15 protein-coding genes and 2 pseudogenes are annotated in these 18,020 nt (G+C 62.7%); 7 read left to right on the top strand and 10 right to left on the bottom strand.

The window, feature by feature from the left end:
* Nucleotides 1-9: 9 nt before the first annotated feature.
* From rsmG to rpmH, 7 genes are all read right to left on the bottom strand, one after another.
* The gene (rsmG, locus tag F3I16_RS02025; protein WP_160492099.1) at nt 10-657 is read right to left on the bottom strand and encodes a 16S rRNA (guanine(527)-N(7))-methyltransferase RsmG; all 648 of its coding nucleotides are present in this window, start codon (nt 655-657) and stop codon (nt 10-12) included.
* Nucleotides 657-2,549: a tRNA uridine-5-carboxymethylaminomethyl(34) synthesis enzyme MnmG gene (gene mnmG / locus F3I16_RS02020; protein ID WP_160492098.1), complete on the bottom strand. Its 1,893-nt coding sequence runs from the start codon at nt 2,547-2,549 to the stop codon at nt 657-659. Before mnmG ends, rsmG begins: the two co-directional genes overlap by 1 nt.
* 466 nt (nt 2,550-3,015) lie before the next feature.
* Nucleotides 3,016-4,383 (bottom strand): tRNA uridine-5-carboxymethylaminomethyl(34) synthesis GTPase MnmE, encoded by a 1,368-nt coding sequence (gene mnmE, locus F3I16_RS02015; protein WP_160492097.1) that lies wholly within the window; start codon nt 4,381-4,383, stop codon nt 3,016-3,018.
* Between the two features lie 75 nt (nt 4,384-4,458).
* Complete coding sequence (gene yidC, locus F3I16_RS02010; RefSeq protein WP_160492096.1) at nt 4,459-6,132, bottom strand: membrane protein insertase YidC; 1,674 nt, start codon at nt 6,130-6,132, stop codon at nt 4,459-4,461.
* 3 nt (nt 6,133-6,135) lie between these two features.
* A complete protein-coding gene (yidD, locus tag F3I16_RS02005; RefSeq protein ID WP_160492095.1) occupies nt 6,136-6,372 on the bottom strand; it encodes a membrane protein insertion efficiency factor YidD in 237 nt (78 codons plus the stop codon).
* Complete coding sequence (gene rnpA / locus F3I16_RS02000) at nt 6,365-6,769, bottom strand: ribonuclease P protein component (RefSeq protein WP_160492094.1); 405 nt, start codon at nt 6,767-6,769, stop codon at nt 6,365-6,367. Before rnpA ends, yidD begins: the two co-directional genes overlap by 8 nt.
* 13 nt (nt 6,770-6,782) lie before the next feature.
* On the bottom strand, nt 6,783-6,917 hold the full coding sequence (rpmH, locus tag F3I16_RS01995; protein WP_003246698.1) for a 50S ribosomal protein L34: 135 nt from the start codon (nt 6,915-6,917) through the stop codon (nt 6,783-6,785).
* A 525-nt stretch (nt 6,918-7,442) separates the two neighbouring features.
* Between rpmH and dnaA the strand changes: the two genes are divergently transcribed.
* The 7 genes and pseudogenes from dnaA to F3I16_RS21150 all read left to right on the top strand — a co-directional run.
* The gene (gene dnaA, locus F3I16_RS01990) at nt 7,443-8,882 is read left to right on the top strand and encodes a chromosomal replication initiator protein DnaA (RefSeq protein ID WP_160492093.1); all 1,440 of its coding nucleotides are present in this window, start codon (nt 7,443-7,445) and stop codon (nt 8,880-8,882) included.
* Between the two features lie 31 nt (nt 8,883-8,913).
* Nucleotides 8,914-10,017 (top strand): DNA polymerase III subunit beta, encoded by a 1,104-nt coding sequence (gene dnaN / locus F3I16_RS01985; RefSeq protein ID WP_160492092.1) that lies wholly within the window; start codon nt 8,914-8,916, stop codon nt 10,015-10,017.
* A 7-nt stretch (nt 10,018-10,024) separates the two neighbouring features.
* Nucleotides 10,025-11,126: pseudogene (gene recF, locus F3I16_RS01980) on the top strand (DNA replication/repair protein RecF).
* Nucleotides 11,127-11,130: 4 nt separating this feature from the next.
* Complete coding sequence (gyrB, locus tag F3I16_RS01975; RefSeq protein WP_160492090.1) at nt 11,131-13,551, top strand: DNA topoisomerase (ATP-hydrolyzing) subunit B; 2,421 nt, start codon at nt 11,131-11,133, stop codon at nt 13,549-13,551.
* 222 nt (nt 13,552-13,773) lie between these two features.
* On the top strand, nt 13,774-14,013 hold the full coding sequence (locus F3I16_RS01970) for a type II toxin-antitoxin system RelB/DinJ family antitoxin (RefSeq protein ID WP_160492089.1): 240 nt from the start codon (nt 13,774-13,776) through the stop codon (nt 14,011-14,013).
* Nucleotides 14,003-14,290, top strand: coding sequence for a type II toxin-antitoxin system RelE/ParE family toxin (locus tag F3I16_RS01965; RefSeq protein ID WP_160492088.1), 288 nt, complete (start codon nt 14,003-14,005; stop codon nt 14,288-14,290). The genes F3I16_RS01970 and F3I16_RS01965 overlap by 11 nt, the downstream gene beginning before the upstream one ends.
* 50 nt (nt 14,291-14,340) lie before the next feature.
* Nucleotides 14,341-14,644: pseudogene (locus tag F3I16_RS21150) on the top strand (DEAD/DEAH box helicase); the annotation flags it as partial.
* A 452-nt stretch (nt 14,645-15,096) separates the two neighbouring features.
* Here F3I16_RS21150 and F3I16_RS01960 read toward each other — a convergent pair.
* The 3 genes from F3I16_RS01960 to F3I16_RS01950 form a co-directional block, all read right to left on the bottom strand.
* Nucleotides 15,097-16,269, bottom strand: a complete 1,173-nt coding sequence (locus F3I16_RS01960) for a diguanylate cyclase (protein WP_160492890.1) — start codon at nt 16,267-16,269, stop codon at nt 15,097-15,099.
* 186 nt (nt 16,270-16,455) lie between these two features.
* On the bottom strand, nt 16,456-17,388 hold the full coding sequence (locus tag F3I16_RS01955; RefSeq protein ID WP_160488021.1) for a phosphatidate cytidylyltransferase: 933 nt from the start codon (nt 17,386-17,388) through the stop codon (nt 16,456-16,458).
* Between the two features lies 1 nt (nt 17,389).
* Nucleotides 17,390-18,013: a 1-acyl-sn-glycerol-3-phosphate acyltransferase gene (locus tag F3I16_RS01950; RefSeq protein ID WP_160492087.1), complete on the bottom strand. Its 624-nt coding sequence runs from the start codon at nt 18,011-18,013 to the stop codon at nt 17,390-17,392.
* Nucleotides 18,014-18,020 lie beyond the last annotated feature (7 nt).

Raw genomic sequence — 18,020 nt, 5'->3', positions numbered from 1 at the left:
CCGTTCCCCCTAGACCAAGCGACGCAGTATCAACAGATGGCGCTGGCCTTGGCAACCGGGAACCTTGAGCACGTGCGTGCTTTGCAGACGGAAGTCCGCCGGCAGGGCCTGCAGCTCGTCGTCCGGGTGCACGCCTTTCATCGCCAGCCAATGGGTCTGGTCGTCGCCCAAGTGGCGGGTCCAGTTGCTGAAGTCCTCCAGCGAACTGAACGCCCGCGAGCAGATGCCGCTGAACGGCTGCTCGGGACGGAACTCCTCGACCCGGCTGTGGATAACTTCCAGATTGGCCAGTTTCAGCTCCAGCTTCACCTGGGTGAGGAAGCGGGTCTTCTTGCCGTTAGAGTCGAGCAGGGTGAAGCGCCGCTCGGGGAACAGGATGGCCAGGGGAATCCCCGGCATGCCGCCGCCACTGCCGACGTCCAGCCAGTTATCGCCATGCTCGGCGACGAAGGGCACCACGCTCAGGCTGTCGAGCAGGTGGCGCGAGACCATCTCGTCCGGGTTGCGCACGGCGGTCAGGTTGTAGGCCTTGTTCCACTTGATCAGCAGCGCCAGGTAGGCCAGCAGCCGTTCCTGCTGCTGGGCGGACAAGTCGACGCCAAGCGTCTGCGCGCCTTGCGCGAGTTCTTCGGCATGGCGTTGGGTGACGGCAGACATCAGGCGCTTTGCTCCAGTTGACGGCCAGCGCCGCGTTTCTTCAAATGGATCAGCAGCAGGGAAATCGCCGCCGGGGTCACGCCGGGGATGCGCGAAGCCTGGCCGAGAGTCTGCGGACGGGCATTGCCAAGCTTGCCCTGGATCTCCTTGGACAGCCCGGAGATCCCGGCGTAGTCGATGTCGGCCGGCAGCTGGGTATCTTCGCTGGCGCGCAGACGTTCGATCTCTTCCTGCTGACGCTCGATATAGCCGGCGTACTTGGTCTTGATCTCGATCTGCTCGGCGACCTGCGGGTCGCTGGCACCGGCGCCGGTCAGTTCGATCAGGCTGGCGTAGTCGATTTCCGGCCGGCTGAGCAGGTTGAGCAGGTTGTACTCGTGGGCCAGCGGCGTGCCGAAGCGCTCTACTATGGCATCGCCCTGGGGTGTACCCGGGCGTACCCAGGTGCTCTTCAGGCGCTGCTCTTCCTGGACGATGCCCTCGCGCTTGGCTTCGAAGGCGGCCCAGCGCGCGTCGTCGACCAGGCCCAATTCGCGGCCTTTCTCGGTCAGGCGCAGGTCGGCGTTGTCCTCGCGCAGGATCAGCCGGTATTCGGCGCGCGAGGTGAACATGCGGTACGGCTCCTGAGTGCCGAGGGTGATCAGGTCGTCGACCAGCACGCCGATGTAGGCCTCGTCGCGGCGCGGGCACCAGGCTTCCTTGCCCTGGGCGCGCAGGGCGGCGTTGGCGCCGGCCAGCAGGCCCTGGGCACCGGCTTCTTCGTAGCCGGTGGTGCCGTTGATCTGCCCGGCGAAGAACAGGCCGCCGATGACCTTGGTCTCCAGGCTGTACTTGAGGTCGCGCGGATCGAAGTAGTCGTACTCGATGGCGTAGCCGGGCCGCACGATATGGGCGTTCTCCATGCCGCGGATGGAACGCACGATCTGCAGCTGCACATCGAACGGCAGCGAGGTGGAGATGCCGTTGGGGTACAGCTCATGGGTGGTCAGGCCTTCCGGCTCGATGAACACCTGGTGGCTGTCCTTGTCGGCGAAGCGGTGGATCTTGTCCTCGATCGACGGGCAGTAGCGCGGGCCGATGCCTTCGATCACGCCCGAGTACATCGGCGAGCGATCCAGGTTGCTGGCGATGATCTCGTGGGTACGCGCGTTGGTGTGGGTCATCCAGCAGCTGATCTGCCGTGGATGCATGTCCTTGCTGCCGAGAAAGGACATCACCGGGATCGGCGTGTCACCCGGTTGCTCGGTCATCAGCGAGAAATCCACCGAACGGCCATCGATGCGCGGCGGGGTGCCGGTTTTCAGGCGACCGACGCGCAGCGGCAGCTCACGCAGGCGCTGAGCCAGGGCGATCGAGGGCGGATCGCCGGCACGGCCGCCGGAGTAGTTCTGCAGACCAATGTGGATAAGTCCGCCGAGGAAGGTGCCGGTGGTCAACACCACCGAATCGGCGAAGAAGCGCAGGCCCATCTGGGTGACCACGCCTTTGACCTGCTCCAGCTCGACGATCAGGTCGTCAGCGGCTTGCTGGAATATCCACAGGTTGGGCTGGTTTTCCAGGATCTCGCGGATCGCGGCCTTGTACAGCACGCGGTCGGCCTGAGCGCGGGTGGCACGCACGGCCGGGCCCTTGCGGCTGTTGAGTACGCGGAACTGGATGCCACCCTTGTCGGTGGCCAGCGCCATGGCGCCGCCGAGGGCATCGATTTCCTTGACCAGGTGGCTCTTGCCGATGCCGCCGATGGCCGGGTTGCAGCTCATCTGACCGAGGGTTTCCACGTTGTGGGTCAGCAGCAGGGTCTTCACGCCCATGCGTGCGGCTGCCAGCGCAGCCTCGGTACCGGCATGACCGCCGCCGATCACGATCACGTCAAAACGGGAAGGGAAGTCCACCACGCACCTCGTGCCTGTAGAAAAGGGGGAAAAAGAGAAGGGGCGCAAGTATAGGGAGTTAGGCCGGGTGAATGAAGCCTTCTGCACAAAAAATAGCCAGTCGGTAAGGCTTCAGGTTTATAGAGAATAAAAGAATGAATTTTTATAAAGCCTTGTTTTTATGTTTATGTATGGTGAAGGCCTTTTCTGTGGATAAAGCGCTACAGGCCTTTATTGGCGAGCTGTACAGCGAATGATAAGCCTGTGCTGAACCTGGCACTTTCCACTGGGCAAGCTGCCCATGAGCTGTGGATGGAATGGCTAGTTATGCACAGAGGATTTTATCTTCAGTTTTCAAGCCCAGTTATGGACCGGGCTTAGGCTGGGTTTTCCACAGGGCTTAGGTTCGTCTTTGCGGGCCATTGGATAACTGCCGGGCAGGGACAATCCGCCTTGGGCCAGGCAGGCGGATGCTGCGTAAGCAGGCTTATTTGCCGATGCAGAAGCTGGAGAAGATGCGCCCAAGCAGGTCGTCGGAACTGAAGGCGCCGGTGATCTCGCCCAGGGCTTGCTGGGCCTGACGCAGGTCCTCGGCCAGCAGCTCGCCGGCCCCGGCCAGGGTCAGCTGCGCGCGGCCGTGCTCGAGGTGGCTGGAGGCCTGGCGCAGGGCTTCCAGGTGGCGGCGGCGGGCGCTGAAGCTGTTCTCGGTGGTCTGCTGGTAGCCCATGCAGGCCTTGAGGTGTTCGCGCAGCAGATCCAGGCCGTCGTTGGACTTGGCCGACAGGCTGAGGGTGACGTGGCCATCCGCGCAGGTATCCATCGCTACGGCCTCGCCGGACAGGTCGGCCTTGTTGCGGATCAGGGTGACCCGCGCCGGGTCCGGTCGCTGGTCGAGGAACTCCGGCCACAGGGCAAAGGGATCGGCGGCTTCCGGGGCGGTCGAGTCGACTACCAGCAGCACCCGGTCGGCCTCGCCGATGGCCTTCAGCGCGCGCTCCACGCCGATCTTCTCGACCTGGTCGTCGGTGTCGCGCAGGCCGGCGGTATCCACCACGTGCAGCGGCATGCCGTCGATGTGGATATGTTCGCGCAGCACGTCGCGGGTGGTCCCGGCGATCTCGGTGACGATCGCCGCCTCACGCCCGGCCAGGGCGTTGAGCAGGCTGGACTTGCCGGCGTTGGGCCGGCCGGCGATGACCACGGTCATGCCGTCGCGCAACAGGGCGCCTTGCCCGGCCTCGCGCAGCACTGTGGATAAGTTGTCGCGCACGCCATCCAGCAGGCCGAGCACATGGCCATCGGCGAGGAAGTCGATTTCTTCCTCGGGGAAGTCGATGGCCGCTTCCACATAGATGCGCAGCTCGATCAGCTTCTCGGTCAGGCCATGCACGCGCCGCGAGAACTCGCCCTGCAGCGAGCGCAGGGCATTGCGCGCGGCCTGGGCCGAGCTGGCTTCGATCAGGTCGGCGATGGCTTCGGCCTGGGCCAGGTCGAGCTTGTCGTTGAGGAAGGCGCGCTCGCTGAACTCGCCGGGCCGCGCCTGGCGGGCACCGAGCTGCAGGCAGCGCTGCAGGAGCATGTCCAGCACCACCGGGCCGCCGTGGCCCTGCAGTTCCAGCACGTCTTCACCGGTGAAGGAATGCGGGCCGGGGAAGAACAGCAGCAGGCCCTGGTCGATCACCTCGCCTTGGTGGTCGTGCCAGGGCCCGTAGTGGGCATGCCGTGGCTTGGCTTCGAGGCCGCTCAAGGTGATGCCGATGGCCCGCGCCCGTGGCCCGGAGACCCGCACGATGCCGACCCCGCCACGACCCTGGGCAGTGGCGACGGCGGCGATGGTTTCACGGGCGGCGTTCATGGCGGTTCTCTCGGCAGTAAATGGCAGATAGCAAAACGCCCCACGAGGGGGCGTTCAGTGCAGCGGCGAGGACGGTCAGGCTTTCGCCGCGGCCGCCTCGATCTTGCGGGTAATGTACCACTGCTGGGCGATGGACAGGACGTTGTTGACCACCCAGTACAGCACCAGACCAGCCGGGAACCAGAGGAAGAAGAAGGTGAAGATGATCGGCATCAGCTTCATCACCTTGGCCTGCATCGGATCCGGCGGCGTCGGGTTCAGCTGCTGCTGGATGAACATGGTGGCGCCCATGATGATCGGCAGGAGGAAGAACGGATCCTTGATCGACAGGTCGGTGATCCACAGCAGCCACGGGGCCTGGCGCATTTCCACGCTTTCCAGGAGGGTCCAGTAGAGGGCCAGGAACACCGGCATCTGCACCAGGATCGGCAGGCAGCCACCGAGCGGGTTGATCTTCTCCTTCTTGTACAGCTCCATCATCGCCTGGGACATCTTCTGGCGGTCGTCGCCAAACTGTTCCTTCAGTGCGGCCAGCTTCGGCGACACCGCACGCATGCGCGCCATCGACTTGTAGCTGGCAGCGGATAGCGGGAAGAAGGCCAGTTTGATGATGATGGTCAGGACGATGATTGACCAGCCCCAGTTACCTAGGATGCTGTGGATATGTTCCAGCAGCCAGAAGATCGGCTGGGCGAGGAACCACAGGATGCCGTAGTCGACGGTCAGCTCCAGGCCCGGGGACAGCTCGCCCAGGTGCTTCTGGATCTTCGGGCCGGCATAGAGGATGGCGCTGGTTTCGGCCTGGGCACCGGCAGCGACGCTGAGGGTCGGGCCGGTGAAGCCGATGATGTAGTTGCCCTGGCTGTCCTTGCGGGTCTGCACCACGTTGCTGGAGTCCTTGGCCGGAATCCAGGCGGTGACGAAGTAGTGCTGCAGCCAGGCGACCCAGCCACCCTGCACGGTTTCCTTGTCGGCCTGCTTGTCGATATCGCTCATCGACACTTTCTTGTACGGCTCGTCGCTGGTCCACATGGCGGCGCCGAGGTAGGTCGCGGTGCCGGTGGCAGTGGTCGAGGACGGATCGCCGCTGCTGTCGCGCTTGAGCTGGGCAAACATGTTGCCGCTCCAGGCCTGGGCCGACTGGTTGTCGATCCGGTAGGCCACGGCCAGTTCGTACTGGCCGCGCTTGAAGCTGAAGCGCTTGATGTAGTTGACCCCGGCTTCGCTGTATTTCAGCTCGACCACCAGCTCGTCCTGGCCGTCGGCCAGTTGGTACTGCTGCTGGGCGCTGCTCCACAGGGCACGGCCGCTGCTCTTGTCCGGCGCATTGCTGCCGATCAGGCCGCTCTGCGCCAGGTACAGGCGCTCGCCGCCGTTGTCGAACAGCTGGAACGGAATCTCCGGATGATCCTGACGACGCGGGTAGGCCGGCAGGGTCAGCTGCACGATGTCGCCGCCGCGCGGGTCGATGGCTAGGTCGAGCACGTCGGTCTTGACCCGGATCAGCTGATCGCTGGTGGCCGCCACCGGGCTTTCCGGTTGCTGCTGCTCGGCATTGGCCGACGGAATGTCGTCATGGTTGCTGGCGGCGGCGGGCGTATCCGGCAGAGCAGGCGTGCTGCCGTTGCTGGCGACGACGGCACTCTGGGTCGGCAGAGCCGCCTGGCCGTAGTCCTGGTTCCACTGCAGAACCATCAGATAGGACACGACTGCCAGGGCGACGAGTAGGATCGAGCGTTGGATATCCATGGATTACTCGGTCATCGAAGGGGAAGAAGGGGGCGGAACCGGGTCGTAACCACCGGGGTTCCAGGGATGACAGCGACTCAGGCGGCGAATGCCGAGCCAGCTACCCCGCAGGATGCCATGCAGTTCGATGGCTTCCTGGGTGTAGCAGGAACAGCTGGGATAAAAGCGACAGTGACTGGCCATCAAAGGGCTGATGGCGTAGCGGTAAAACTGGATCGGAAGGATAGCCAGTTTACGCATGGGGACTGTCGCTCACCCCTGGTCCGATATCGGGTTCAGGGCTAGGTCGCTGGCGGGCCAGGCGTTTCCAGAGCTTGCTGAACTGCTGATGCAGTTCCACGTTGTCCAGATCGCCAAGGCCCTTGCGTGCCACCACGACAATGTCCAGACCGCCCAATAATTCCTGATGGTGCCGGAACGAATCCCGGATCAGGCGTTTCAGGCGGTTACGCTCGACGGAAAGCTTGACGCTTTTCTTGCCGATCACCAAACCCAGGCGGGGATGGTCTAGATCGTTAGTGCGAGCGAGGAGCAGGACGTTCTTGCCAGGAGCCTTGCCGCTGGGTGAGTCGAAGACTGCCTTGAATTGCCGGGGTGTAAGCAGACGCTTTTCCCGGCTGAAGCCCTGACTCACCACCCGTTCCGGTTTATCAGACGGTCAGGCGCTTGCGGCCCTTGGCGCGACGACGCGACAGGACGGCACGACCGTTCTTGGTGGCCATGCGTGCGCGGAAACCGTGGGTACGAGCGCGCTTGATAGTGCTGGGTTGGAAAGTGCGTTTCATGGTGCTTACCTGGGTGGTCCACTACGGGCCGGAATGGCCCCCGTTTAAAGAGACCGGCGATTCTAGTGAAAGCGCGGCCCCAGGTCAATTTCCAGACAGGCTTCTGCGCATAAAGAAGATAAAAGGAAAGAAATTCTTAAAAGACCTGTAGTGCTTATAAAGCTTTAAGCAGCCGCTTTTCTGTGGACAACTGGTTGCAGGCCTTGGCCGACGGGGCTTGCAGTCGGGCAAAAGGCTGTCGGTAACCGGTGCTGTGCCTGTGCCGGGGATGGGGATTGCCTGTGCAGCGAATGGCAAGTTACCCACAGCGAGGTTATCCAGAGGTTTTAGCCCGGTCTTATCCACCAGGCTTATGGGTGCTTTATCCACAACCTTTAGCCGCACCTTGCGTTACCCCTGGAAACAGCAATAAATCCTTGATTTTGCTGGCTTGAAAGGCGTTTTACATGTGGATAACTCGGGTCTCGACGGCTACAATGCGGACTGTTTTTTGCCTCGCCGATCGTAGCGACCTAGGGGATTTCCGTGTCCGTTGAACTTTGGCAGCAGTGTGTTGAGCTGCTTCGCGACGAATTGCCTGCCCAGCAATTCAACACCTGGATCCGCCCACTGCAGGTGGAAGCCGAAGGTGATGAACTGCGCGTCTACGCCCCCAACCGTTTCGTGCTCGACTGGGTCAACGAAAAATACCTGGTGCGCCTGCTGGAGCTGCTGGCCGAACGGGCCAACGGCCTGGCGCCTGCCCTGTCGATGCTGATCGGCAGCAAGCGCAGTGCGGCGGCGCGCGTTGCCCCCCAGGCAGCCCCTGCTCCCTCTATTAGTAGCCAGGTGCCCGTTGCCGCTCCCGTGCCGGATGCCCCGGTCAGTGAGCCGGCCGCGCCGCAGCCGGTTGCAGCGACACGCCCAACCGAGCGCTCGGTTCAGGTCGAAGGCGCGTTGAAGCACACCAGCTACCTCAACCGCACCTTCACCTTCGAGAACTTCGTCGAGGGTAAATCCAACCAGATGGCCCGCGCCGCAGCCTGGCAGGTGGCGGACAACCTCAAGCACGGTTACAACCCGCTGTTCCTGTATGGCGGCGTTGGTCTCGGCAAGACCCACCTGATGCATGCGGTGGGTAACCACCTGCTGAAGAAGAATCCGAATGCCAAGGTGGTCTACCTGCATTCCGAACGCTTCGTCGCCGACATGGTCAAGGCGCTGCAGCTCAACGCGATCAACGAATTCAAGCGCTTCTACCGTTCGGTCGACGCGCTGCTGATCGACGATATCCAGTTCTTCGCCAAGAAGGAGCGCTCCCAGGAGGAGTTCTTCCACACCTTCAACGCCCTGCTCGAAGGTGGCCAGCAGGTCATCCTCACCAGCGACCGTTACCCGAAGGAAATCGAAGGCCTGGAAGAGCGTCTCAAGTCGCGCTTCGGCTGGGGCCTGACCGTGGCGGTCGAGCCGCCGGAACTGGAAACCCGCGTGGCCATCCTGATGAAGAAGGCCGAGCAGACCAAGGTCGACCTGCCCCACGACGCGGCCTTCTTCATCGCCCAGCGTATCCGCTCCAACGTACGTGAACTGGAAGGCGCGCTGAAACGGGTGATCGCCCACTCGCACTTCACCAACCAGCCGATCACCATCGAGCTGATCCGCGAGTCGCTGAAGGATCTGCTGGCCCTGCAGGACAAGCTGGTCAGCGTGGACAATATCCAGCGCACCGTGGCCGAGTACTACAAGATCAAGATCGCCGATCTGCTGTCCAAGCGCCGCTCGCGTTCGGTCGCCCGGCCACGCCAGGTGGCCATGGCCCTGTCGAAAGAATTGACCAACCACAGCCTGCCGGAAATCGGCGATGCATTTGGCGGAAGAGACCACACCACAGTTCTGCACGCCTGTCGTAAGATTGCCGAACTGCGGGAATCCGACGCGGATATCCGCGAGGACTACAAGAACCTGCTGCGCACCCTGACTACCTGACACGCAGCCTCATTAGGCAAGGGACTAGACCATGCATTTCACCATTCAACGCGAAGCCCTGTTGAAACCCCTGCAACTGGTCGCCGGCGTCGTCGAACGCCGCCAGACCTTGCCGGTACTCTCCAACGTGCTGCTGGTGGTCGAAGGCCAACAGCTGTCGTTGACCGGTACCGACCTGGAAGTCGAGCTGGTTGGCCGCGTGACTCTGGAAGACAGCGCCGAGCCGGGTGAGATCACCGTACCGGCACGCAAGCTGATGGACATCTGCAAGAGCCTGCCGAGCGATGCGCTGATCGATATTCGCGTCGACGAGCAGAGGCTGGTAGTCAAGGCCGGGCGCAGCCGCTTCACCCTGTCGACCCTGCCGGCCAACGACTTCCCCACCGTGGAAGAAGGCCCGGGTTCGCTGACCTTCTCGCTGATCCAGAGCAAGCTGCGCCGTCTGATCGAGCGCACCAGTTTCGCCATGGCCCAGCAGGACGTGCGCTACTACCTCAACGGCATGCTGATCGAAGTGCAGACCGGCGTACTGCGCGCCGTCGCTACCGACGGTCACCGCCTGGCCATGTGTGCCATGGACGCGGCTATCGAGAACACCGAGAAGCATCAGGTCATCGTGCCGCGCAAAGGCATCCTCGAACTGGCGCGTCTGCTCACCGAGCAGGACGGTGAAGTCGCCATCGTTCTCGGTCAGCACCATATCCGTGCGACCACCGGCGAGTTCACCTTCACCTCGAAACTGGTCGACGGCAAGTTCCCGGATTACGAGCGGGTGCTGCCGCGCGGTGGCGACAAGCTGGTGATCGGTGATCGCCAGGCGCTGCGCGAAGCCTTCAGCCGTACCTCGATTCTGTCCAACGAGAAGTACCGCGGCATTCGCCTGCAACTGGCCAGCGGTCAGCTGAAGATCCAGGCGAACAACCCGGAGCAGGAAGAAGCGGAAGAAGAGGTGGCGGTCGACTACAACGGCGGCTCGCTGGAGATCGGTTTCAACGTCAGCTACCTGCTCGACGTGCTGGGCGTGATGACCACCGAGCAGGTGCGTCTGATCCTCTCCGATGCCAACAGCAGCGCCCTGGTGCAGGAAGCCGGTAACGACGACTCGTCCTACGTTGTCATGCCGATGCGCCTGTAACCGCTGAATGTCCCTCTCCCGCGTCACCGTCACCGCGGTGCGAAATCTGCACCCGGTGACGCTCTCCCCCTCCCCCCGCATCAACATCCTTCATGGCGCCAACGGCAGCGGCAAGACCAGCCTGCTGGAAGCCATCCACCTGCTCGGCCTCGCCCGCTCCTTTCGCAGCAACAAGCTGCTGCCGATGATTCAGTACGAGCAACCGGCCTGTACCGTATTCGGTCAGGTCGAGCTGGCTGACGAGCGCTCCAGTAATCTGGGTATTTCCCGCGATCGCCAGGGCGAGTTGCAGATTCGCATCGATGGGCAGAATGCACGCAGCACCGCGCAGCTTGCCGAAGTGCTGCCGTTGCAGGTGATCAACCCGGATAGTTTCCGCCTGCTCGAGGGGGCGCCGAAGATCCGTCGGCAGTTCCTCGACTGGGGGGTGTTCCACGTGGAACCACGCTTTATGCCGGCCTGGCAGCGCCTGCAGAAGGCCCTGCGCCAGCGAAACTCGTGGCTGCGGCATGGTACACTGGACGGCGCTGCGCAGGCCGCGTGGGACCGTGAACTGTGCCTGGCCAGCGATGAGTTGGACGGCTATCGACGGGCCTATATCCAGGCCCTCAAGCCGGTGTTCGAGCAGGTGCTGAGTGAGCTGGTGGAGCTTGAGGGGCTGACCCTGAGTTACTACCGAGGCTGGGACAAGGACAAGGCGCTGACCGATGTACTGGCTGCCACCCTGCCCCGCGATCAGCAGCTCGGCCATACCCAGGCCGGACCGCAGCGCGCCGATTTACGCCTGCGCCTCGGCGCACACAATGCCGCGGAGATTCTGTCCCGCGGTCAGCAGAAGCTGGTGGTCTGCGCACTGCGCATCGCCCAGGGGCATCTGCTGAACCAGGCCAAACATGGCCAATGCATTTATCTGGTGGACGACTTGCCGTCGGAGCTGGATGAGCAACATCGACGGGCCTTGTGCCGACTGCTGGATGATTTGCAGTGTCAGGTGTTCATCACCTGTGTCGATCACGAATTATTGAATGATGGCTGGCGCACGGATACGCCGGTCGCCATGTTCCACGTGGAACATGGCTGTATCACCCAGACACGACCACCGGGAGTGAAGGCATGAGCGAAAACCAAACGTACGACTCCAACAGTATCAAGGTCCTCAAGGGCCTGGATGCCGTACGCAAGCGACCAGGCATGTACATCGGCGACACCGATGACGGCAGCGGTCTGCACCACATGGTCTTCGAGGTGGTCGACAACTCGATCGACGAAGCGCTGGCCGGTCACTGCAGCGACATCAGCATCACCATCCACCCGGATGAGTCGATCACCGTGCGCGACAACGGTCGCGGCATCCCGGTGGACATGCACAAGGAAGAAGGCGTCTCCGCCGCCGAGGTCATCATGACCGTGCTGCACGCCGGCGGTAAGTTCGACGACAACAGCTACAAGGTATCCGGCGGCCTGCACGGCGTGGGTGTCTCGGTGGTGAACGCCCTCTCCAAGGAACTGGTGCTGACCATTCGCCGCAGCGGCAAGGTCTGGGAACAGACCTACGTGCATGGCGTGCCGCAGGCTCCGCTGGCCGCAGTTGGCGATGCCGATGGCACCGGCACGCAGATCCACTTCAAGCCGTCGGAAGACACCTTCCACAACATCCACTTCAGCTGGGACATCCTGGCCAAGCGCCTGCGCGAACTGTCCTTCCTCAACTCCGGTGTCGGCATCGTCCTCAAGGACGAGCGCAGCGGCAAGGAAGAGCTGTTCAAGTACGAAGGTGGTCTCAAGGCGTTCGTCGAATACCTGAACACCAACAAGACCGTGGTCAACCAGGTGTTCCACTTCAACATCCAGCGCGAGGAAGATGGCGTCGGTGTGGAAGTCGCCCTGCAGTGGAACGACAGCTTCAACGAGAACCTGCTGTGCTTCACCAACAACATCCCCCAGCGTGATGGCGGTACTCACCTGGCCGGTTTCCGCTCCGCCCTCACCCGCCACCTGAACAACTACATCGAAACCGAAGGCCTGGCCAAGAAGCACAAGGTCGCGACCACCGGTGACGATGCCCGTGAAGGCCTGACCGCGATCATCTCGGTCAAGGTGCCGGATCCGAAGTTCAGCTCGCAGACCAAGGACAAGCTGGTTTCCTCCGAGGTGAAAACCGCGGTGGAACAGGAGATGGGCAAGCACTTCGCCGACTTCCTGCTGGAGAACCCCAACGAAGCCAAGGCCGTGGTCGGCAAGATGATCGACGCCGCCCGTGCCCGTGAAGCGGCGCGCAAGGCGCGCGAGATGACTCGCCGCAAGGGCGCGCTGGACATCGCCGGGCTGCCCGGCAAGCTGGCCGACTGCCAGGAAAAAGACCCGGCGCTGTCCGAACTCTACATCGTGGAAGGGGACTCCGCGGGCGGTTCTGCCAAGCAGGGCCGTAACCGCAAGACCCAGGCGATCCTGCCGCTCAAGGGCAAGATCCTCAACGTCGAGCGTGCCCGTTTCGACCGCATGATTTCCTCCCAGGAAGTCGGCACGCTGATCACCGCCCTCGGCTGTGGTATCGGTCGCGACGAGTACAACATCGACAAGCTGCGCTACCACAACATCATCATCATGACCGACGCCGACGTCGACGGTTCGCACATCCGCACCCTGCTGCTGACCTTCTTCTTCCGTCAGCTGCCGGAGCTGGTCGAGCGTGGCTACATCTATATCGCCCAGCCGCCGCTGTACAAGGTCAAGAAGGGCAAGCAGGAGCAGTACATCAAGGACGACGAGGCCATGGACGAATACATGACCCAGTCGGCCCTCGACGATGCCAGCCTGCACGTCAACGAGAACGCCCCGGGTCTGTCCGGCGCGGCGCTGGAGAAGCTGGTCAACGAATACCGCGCGGTGATGAAGACCCTCGGCCGCCTGTCCCGCGTCTACCCGCAGGACATCACCGAGCACTTCGTCTACCTGCCGGCCGTATCACTCGAGCAGCTGGCCGACCAGGCGGCCATGCAGACCTGGCTGGCGGCTTTCCAGGAGCGTTTGAAGGGCGTCGAGAAGTCCGGCCAGACCTACACCGCCAGCCTGCGTGAAGACCGCGAGCGCCACCTGTGGCTGCCGGAAGTGGAAGTCATGGCCCACGGCCTGTCGAGCTACATCACCTTCAACCGCGACTTCTTCGCCAGCAACGACTACCGCACCGTGACCACCCTCGGCGAGCAGCTCAACAGCCTGCTGGAAGACGGTGCCTACGTGCAGCGCGGCGAGCGCAAGAAGCCGGTCACTACCTTCAAGGAAGCGCTGGGCTGGCTGATGGCCGAAAGCACCAAGCGCCACAGCATCCAGCGCTATAAGGGGCTGGGCGAGATGAACCCGGAACAGCTGTGGGAAACCACCATGGACCCGAGCGTGCGCCGTATGCTCAAGGTGACCATCGAGGACGCCATCGCCGCCGACCAGATCTTCAATACCCTGATGGGCGATGCCGTGGAGCCGCGCCGCGACTTCATCGAAAGCAATGCCCTGGCGGTGTCCAACTTGGACTTCTGATCAGGTGTCTAGGGGCACATTAAACGTCCGAAGTGGGCGGGGTTAATGTCCGCCATCAAGAAAGAACCCCAGCCATTGTGCTGGGGTTTTTCTTTGTAGAGTATTTTTTAGAAATACACCTCAGCAGGCAGTTGTTAATTGCCGCATGGCGGATACGAGTTGCTTAAAAGCCATGGCACTGCCATTGTAATGACAAGTGTCATTACATATGAGGGCCATGCCATGGCTTCAATCAATATTCGTGTCGACGATGAGCTGAAAGAGCGGGCTTATCATGAATTGGAAAAGCTCGGCGTCACTCCTTCTGAGCTGATGCGCCAGGCCTTGCAGTATGTGGCCGAGCGCGGTCAGTTGCCCTTCCGTCCGGTGTTGATGACCGAGGAAGATGAGGCTCTGATCGCCACAGTCCGTGAACGCCTTGCGACTCCCCAGCGAGTGAAGGTTTCGCTGGATGACCTATAGCCTCGAATTCGATGCACGGGCACTGAAGGAGTGGCACAAGCTGGGGGACACTGTCCGTCAGCAGTTGAAGAAAAAGCTCGTGGAGGTGTTGGTCAATCCGCGTATCGAGGCCAACCGACTTCATTCGCTACCGGACTGCTACAAGATCAAACTACGTAGCAGCGGTTATCGCCTGGTGTATCAGGTGATCGACCATGAGGTGGTGGTGTTTGTCGTGGCGGTGGATCGGCGTGATCGCGAGCAGGCCTACCGCAAGGCTGCCGAGCGGCTCAAGTAGCTCCCGTCCGTACCATAAGAGCCAGGCTTTAATGTGATGAGTTTGAGCAACTGCGGGCCGAGAATGCTCGCCTGATCGCATTGCTGGAGGCCCATGGCGTTGAGTGGCGCTTGCCGGCTGAGACGTCAAAGCCCTAGCTGGATGGCACGCCACCTCCTTTAATTCCGATCCTGGACACCAATGAGAAGCTGGCGCGGTTCAAGCGCCTGTTCCGGGGGGCGAGCCGATGTGTTTCCCTTGCGCTGGGAAAGCAAGGACGGAAAGTCCGGTTACTCACCTGCATGTGCGAATGAGTGGCGCCCAGGCGTGTGTGAGAAGCCGCGGATCAAATGCGGAGATTGCTCATACCGGGAGCAATATGCAGGTCGCCTGCATCAGGAGCATGCGGACAAGACGGATGTCCGCATCATAGATTTCATCGACTCTGGCCATCCTGCTTTGCTCCGTATGTGGAACAAGCGGCAGGCGGGCTACAAGGCGATAGGCTATGGATTGGCGGATTCAGCCAGCGCAATGGAGCTTCTGCCGCAGGACTGAAAGCCTGCGGTGGATCAAAGGACTGGGCTGCTGACAGTGCCCACACAGGGGGCTCGTCCAGCTCAATCAACAGGGTATTGTCAGCAACGGAACGAGAGGCGACGACTTCGTAGCCTGGCCAGAAAGCGGCAAGATCAATAGGACGCATGGCGACAGCAGGGTGTGGGTGTGTTTGGCGACCGCCAATCTACCCGCGTCCCTGCCTGTCAACTCGCTCTTCCCCCAAAGTCCGCGAAGATCCTTTTTAGCGCCTGCCCCACCCTGCCCGTTCAGGCCTGCGCTTGCAGGCGCTCTGTCGGTGCCGACAGGCTCAGGCAGTTGCGCCCGCCAGCCTTGGCTGCGTAGAGCGCCTTGTCCGCGTGGGCGATGAGCTGATCGGTGCTGTCGTCCGGGCCGGGTATGCCGCACCAGAGGCCGGCGCTGAAGCTCAGCGGGATGGTGGCTCCAGCGAAGTGCGCCGGGGTCTGTGCCAGGGCTTCACGGAGGGCATCGACGGCGACCATGGCGCCTTCGGCGCTGGTCGCCGGGAGTAGCAGGAGAAACTCCTCGCCCCCGTAGCGACCGATGCAGTCGGACTGGCGCAGGCGCTGCTGCAGGTTGCGCACGCAGTGGCAGAGCACTTCGTCGCCGGCCAGATGACCGTGCTGGTCGTTGATCTGCTTGAAGTGGTCGATGTCGATCATGGCAATGGCCAGCGTGCTGCCGCAACGGCGGGCACGCTCCAGTTCCTCGGCGAGTTGCTCGAGGATGGCGCGGCGGTTGAGGATGGTGGTGAGCGCATCGTGGCGGGCCATCTGCCGCAGGCGCGATTCGCTGCGTTCATTCGACAGCAGCACCAGGCCCAGGGAGTACATCATCACGGTGACCGTGCCGATGCTGACGGAAATGGTTTGCTTCAGGTTGCTGACGTCGTACTGCATCTCCGTGGCGCCTCCGGCCAGGATGGCGATGACCCGCAGGGTCAGGCCGATCAGGCTGATGCCGCCGCCGATGATCAGCAGCATGTAGGAGCGGCCGGTCGAGCGGGCATGCCGATGGGCCCAGTAGACGAGCAGCAGGCATTGCCCGGTGAGCACGCCCGAGGCGGCCAGCATGCGCGGTTCAAGGGTATTGATCAGCGAGGCCATCAGCAGCGCCATGAGCGCAGGCAGGCTGGCAATCAGCGGCCAGGGTACGCGCAGTTCACGAATGCGGAAGATGCCGGCGGTGTAGAGCGCCAGGGCCACGGACAGCAGCAGATTGGCCGCACCATAGGTGAGCCACAGGGGGGCCTGCCCGTAGAGGGTGTAGCAGACATAGGCCAGGGCATGGGCGAGCAGGCCGCAGCCGGTGGTGAACAGACCATCGCGCTTGTTCAGCTGCCCGACCAGGATCAGGCAGAACGCCATGATCGTGGCGACCAGGGCTACCGAGGCGAATAGGGTCGGGGTGTGGGCGATCATGGTGGTCAAGCGAGTGTGCTGGCATTAACCAAGGATGATGCCAGTCTAGTGGCCACACTAAGATTGTGGGGATAATTTGCATGCCCCCGGGGTGCACCAAGGTCGTCTTGCACCGCTGCCAGGTTATCGGGCGCTGATGCGGACAGAAAAAACCCGGCGGGCGCCGGGTCTTTTCTCAGGCGTTCTTCACGCCCACCAGTAGCGCACCACATGGAAGAAGATCGGCGCGGCGAAGCACACCGAGTCGAGGCGGTCGAGCATGCCGCCGTGGCCTTCGATCATATGGCCCCAGTCCTTGACGCCGCGGTCGCGCTTGATCGCCGACATCACCAGGCCGCCGGCAAAGCCCAGCAGGTTGACCAGCAGGGCTAGGGCGGCGGCCTGCCAGAAGCCGAACGGGGTGATCCAGCACAGCAGCGCACCCACCAGGGTGGCCAGGGCGACACCGCCGACGAAGCCTTCGACGGTCTTCGATGGCGACAGCAGCGGGGCGATCTTGTGCTGGCCGAACAGCTTGCCGCAGACGTACTGCAACACATCGGACAGCTGCACCACTATCACCAGCCAGGCGATCAGCAGCAGGTTGCGTCCTTCGTAGCCGGGGATATCCAGGGTCAGCAGGGCCGGCACCGCGGAGATGCAGTACACCGCGATCATCAGCCCCCACTGCACCTTCGAGGCGCGTTCGAGGAAGCGCGTGGTATCGCCGCCGAGGGAGGCGAGGATCGGCAGCAGGAGGAACAGGTAGACCGGGATGAAGATGCTGAACATGCCGTACCAGTCGATGCCGATCAGCAGGTACTGCACCGGCAGGGCGAAGTAGAAGGCGGCGACCAGGGCCGGGTAGTCGCTGCGCCGGGTTGGCGTGAGGGTCATGAACTCGCGCAGGGCGTAGAACGACACGCCGTAGAACAGCACGATCACCCCGGTCTTGCCGAACAGGAAGGCGATGCCGATCACCAGCACCATCACCCACCAGGCATTGATGCGCGCATTGAGGTTGTCGATCACCGCATTGGGCGCATCGCCGGAGCGGCGCTTGAGGATGAAGCCGACCAGCGAGGCCAGCAGCAGTACGGCACCGATGCCGACGAACAACAGCAAGGTATTGCGATCCATCTCAGGCCTCCTCGGGCGCGAGTGCCAGCAGGGCGTTACGCGCACGTTCGAGGAACGCCGCCTTGTCTTCGTCGGCCAGGCGCTCCAGGGGGGCGCCGAAGCTCAGGGTGCACAGCAGCGGCAGCGGCAGCGCGCGGCCCTTGGGCATGACCCGGTTGAGGTTGGCGATCCACACCGGAATCAGCTCGACCTGCGGGCGGGCCATGGCCAGGTGGAACAGGCCGCTCTTGAACGGCAACAGGGGTTCGTCGCCGAGGTTGCGCGTGCCTTCGGGGAAGAGGATCAGCGAGTCGCCGTTGTCCAGGGCATCGAGCATGGGTTGCAGCGGGTTGCTCTCGGGGCTGCTGCGTTCGCGGTCGATCAGCACGCCGTTGAACACTTCGTTGATCACGTAGCGGCGCAGGTTGTCGCGCTGCCAGTAATCGGCGCCGGCCACCGGGCGGGTGCTGCGGCGCAGCTCGTCGGGCAGCGAGGCCCAGAGCAGGACGAAGTCGCCGTGACTGCTGTGGTTGGCGTAGTACAGGCGCTGTACCGGCTGCGCGGTGCAACCCAGCCACAGCGCGCGGGCCCCGGTGAGCAGACGCGCCGCCGAGGTGATGGCGAAGGCAATCAATGAAGCAAGCATGGACAAC

The organism is Pseudomonas sp. L-22-4S-12, from assembly GCF_009799935.1.
Taxonomy (GTDB): Bacteria; Pseudomonadota; Gammaproteobacteria; order Pseudomonadales; family Pseudomonadaceae; genus Aquipseudomonas.
Note: the sequence above shows the minus strand (reverse complement) of the source record. Positions and strands in the feature narration are given on the sequence as shown.

Bases quoted from the DNA above. Each gene is read 5' to 3' on its own strand.
- F3I16_RS01965 (WP_160492088.1), top strand. From the start codon at position 14,003: ATGACCTATAGCCTCGAATTCGATGCACGGGCACTGAAGGAGTGGCAC.
- rpmH (WP_003246698.1), bottom strand. From the start codon at position 6,917: ATGAAACGCACTTTCCAACCCAGCACTATCAAGCGCGCTCGTACCCAC.
- F3I16_RS01950 (WP_160492087.1), bottom strand. From the start codon at position 18,013: ATGCTTGCTTCATTGATTGCCTTCGCCATCACCTCGGCGGCGCGTCTG.
- rsmG (WP_160492099.1), bottom strand. From the start codon at position 657: ATGTCTGCCGTCACCCAACGCCATGCCGAAGAACTCGCGCAAGGCGCG.
- F3I16_RS01955 (WP_160488021.1), bottom strand. From the start codon at position 17,388: ATGGATCGCAATACCTTGCTGTTGTTCGTCGGCATCGGTGCCGTACTG.
- gyrB (WP_160492090.1), top strand. From the start codon at position 11,131: ATGAGCGAAAACCAAACGTACGACTCCAACAGTATCAAGGTCCTCAAG.
- yidC (WP_160492096.1), bottom strand. From the start codon at position 6,132: ATGGATATCCAACGCTCGATCCTACTCGTCGCCCTGGCAGTCGTGTCC.
- F3I16_RS01970 (WP_160492089.1), top strand. From the start codon at position 13,774: ATGGCTTCAATCAATATTCGTGTCGACGATGAGCTGAAAGAGCGGGCT.
- F3I16_RS01960 (WP_160492890.1), bottom strand. From the start codon at position 16,269: ATGATCGCCCACACCCCGACCCTATTCGCCTCGGTAGCCCTGGTCGCC.
- yidD (WP_160492095.1), bottom strand. From the start codon at position 6,372: ATGCGTAAACTGGCTATCCTTCCGATCCAGTTTTACCGCTACGCCATC.
- mnmE (WP_160492097.1), bottom strand. From the start codon at position 4,383: ATGAACGCCGCCCGTGAAACCATCGCCGCCGTCGCCACTGCCCAGGGT.
- dnaN (WP_160492092.1), top strand. From the start codon at position 8,914: ATGCATTTCACCATTCAACGCGAAGCCCTGTTGAAACCCCTGCAACTG.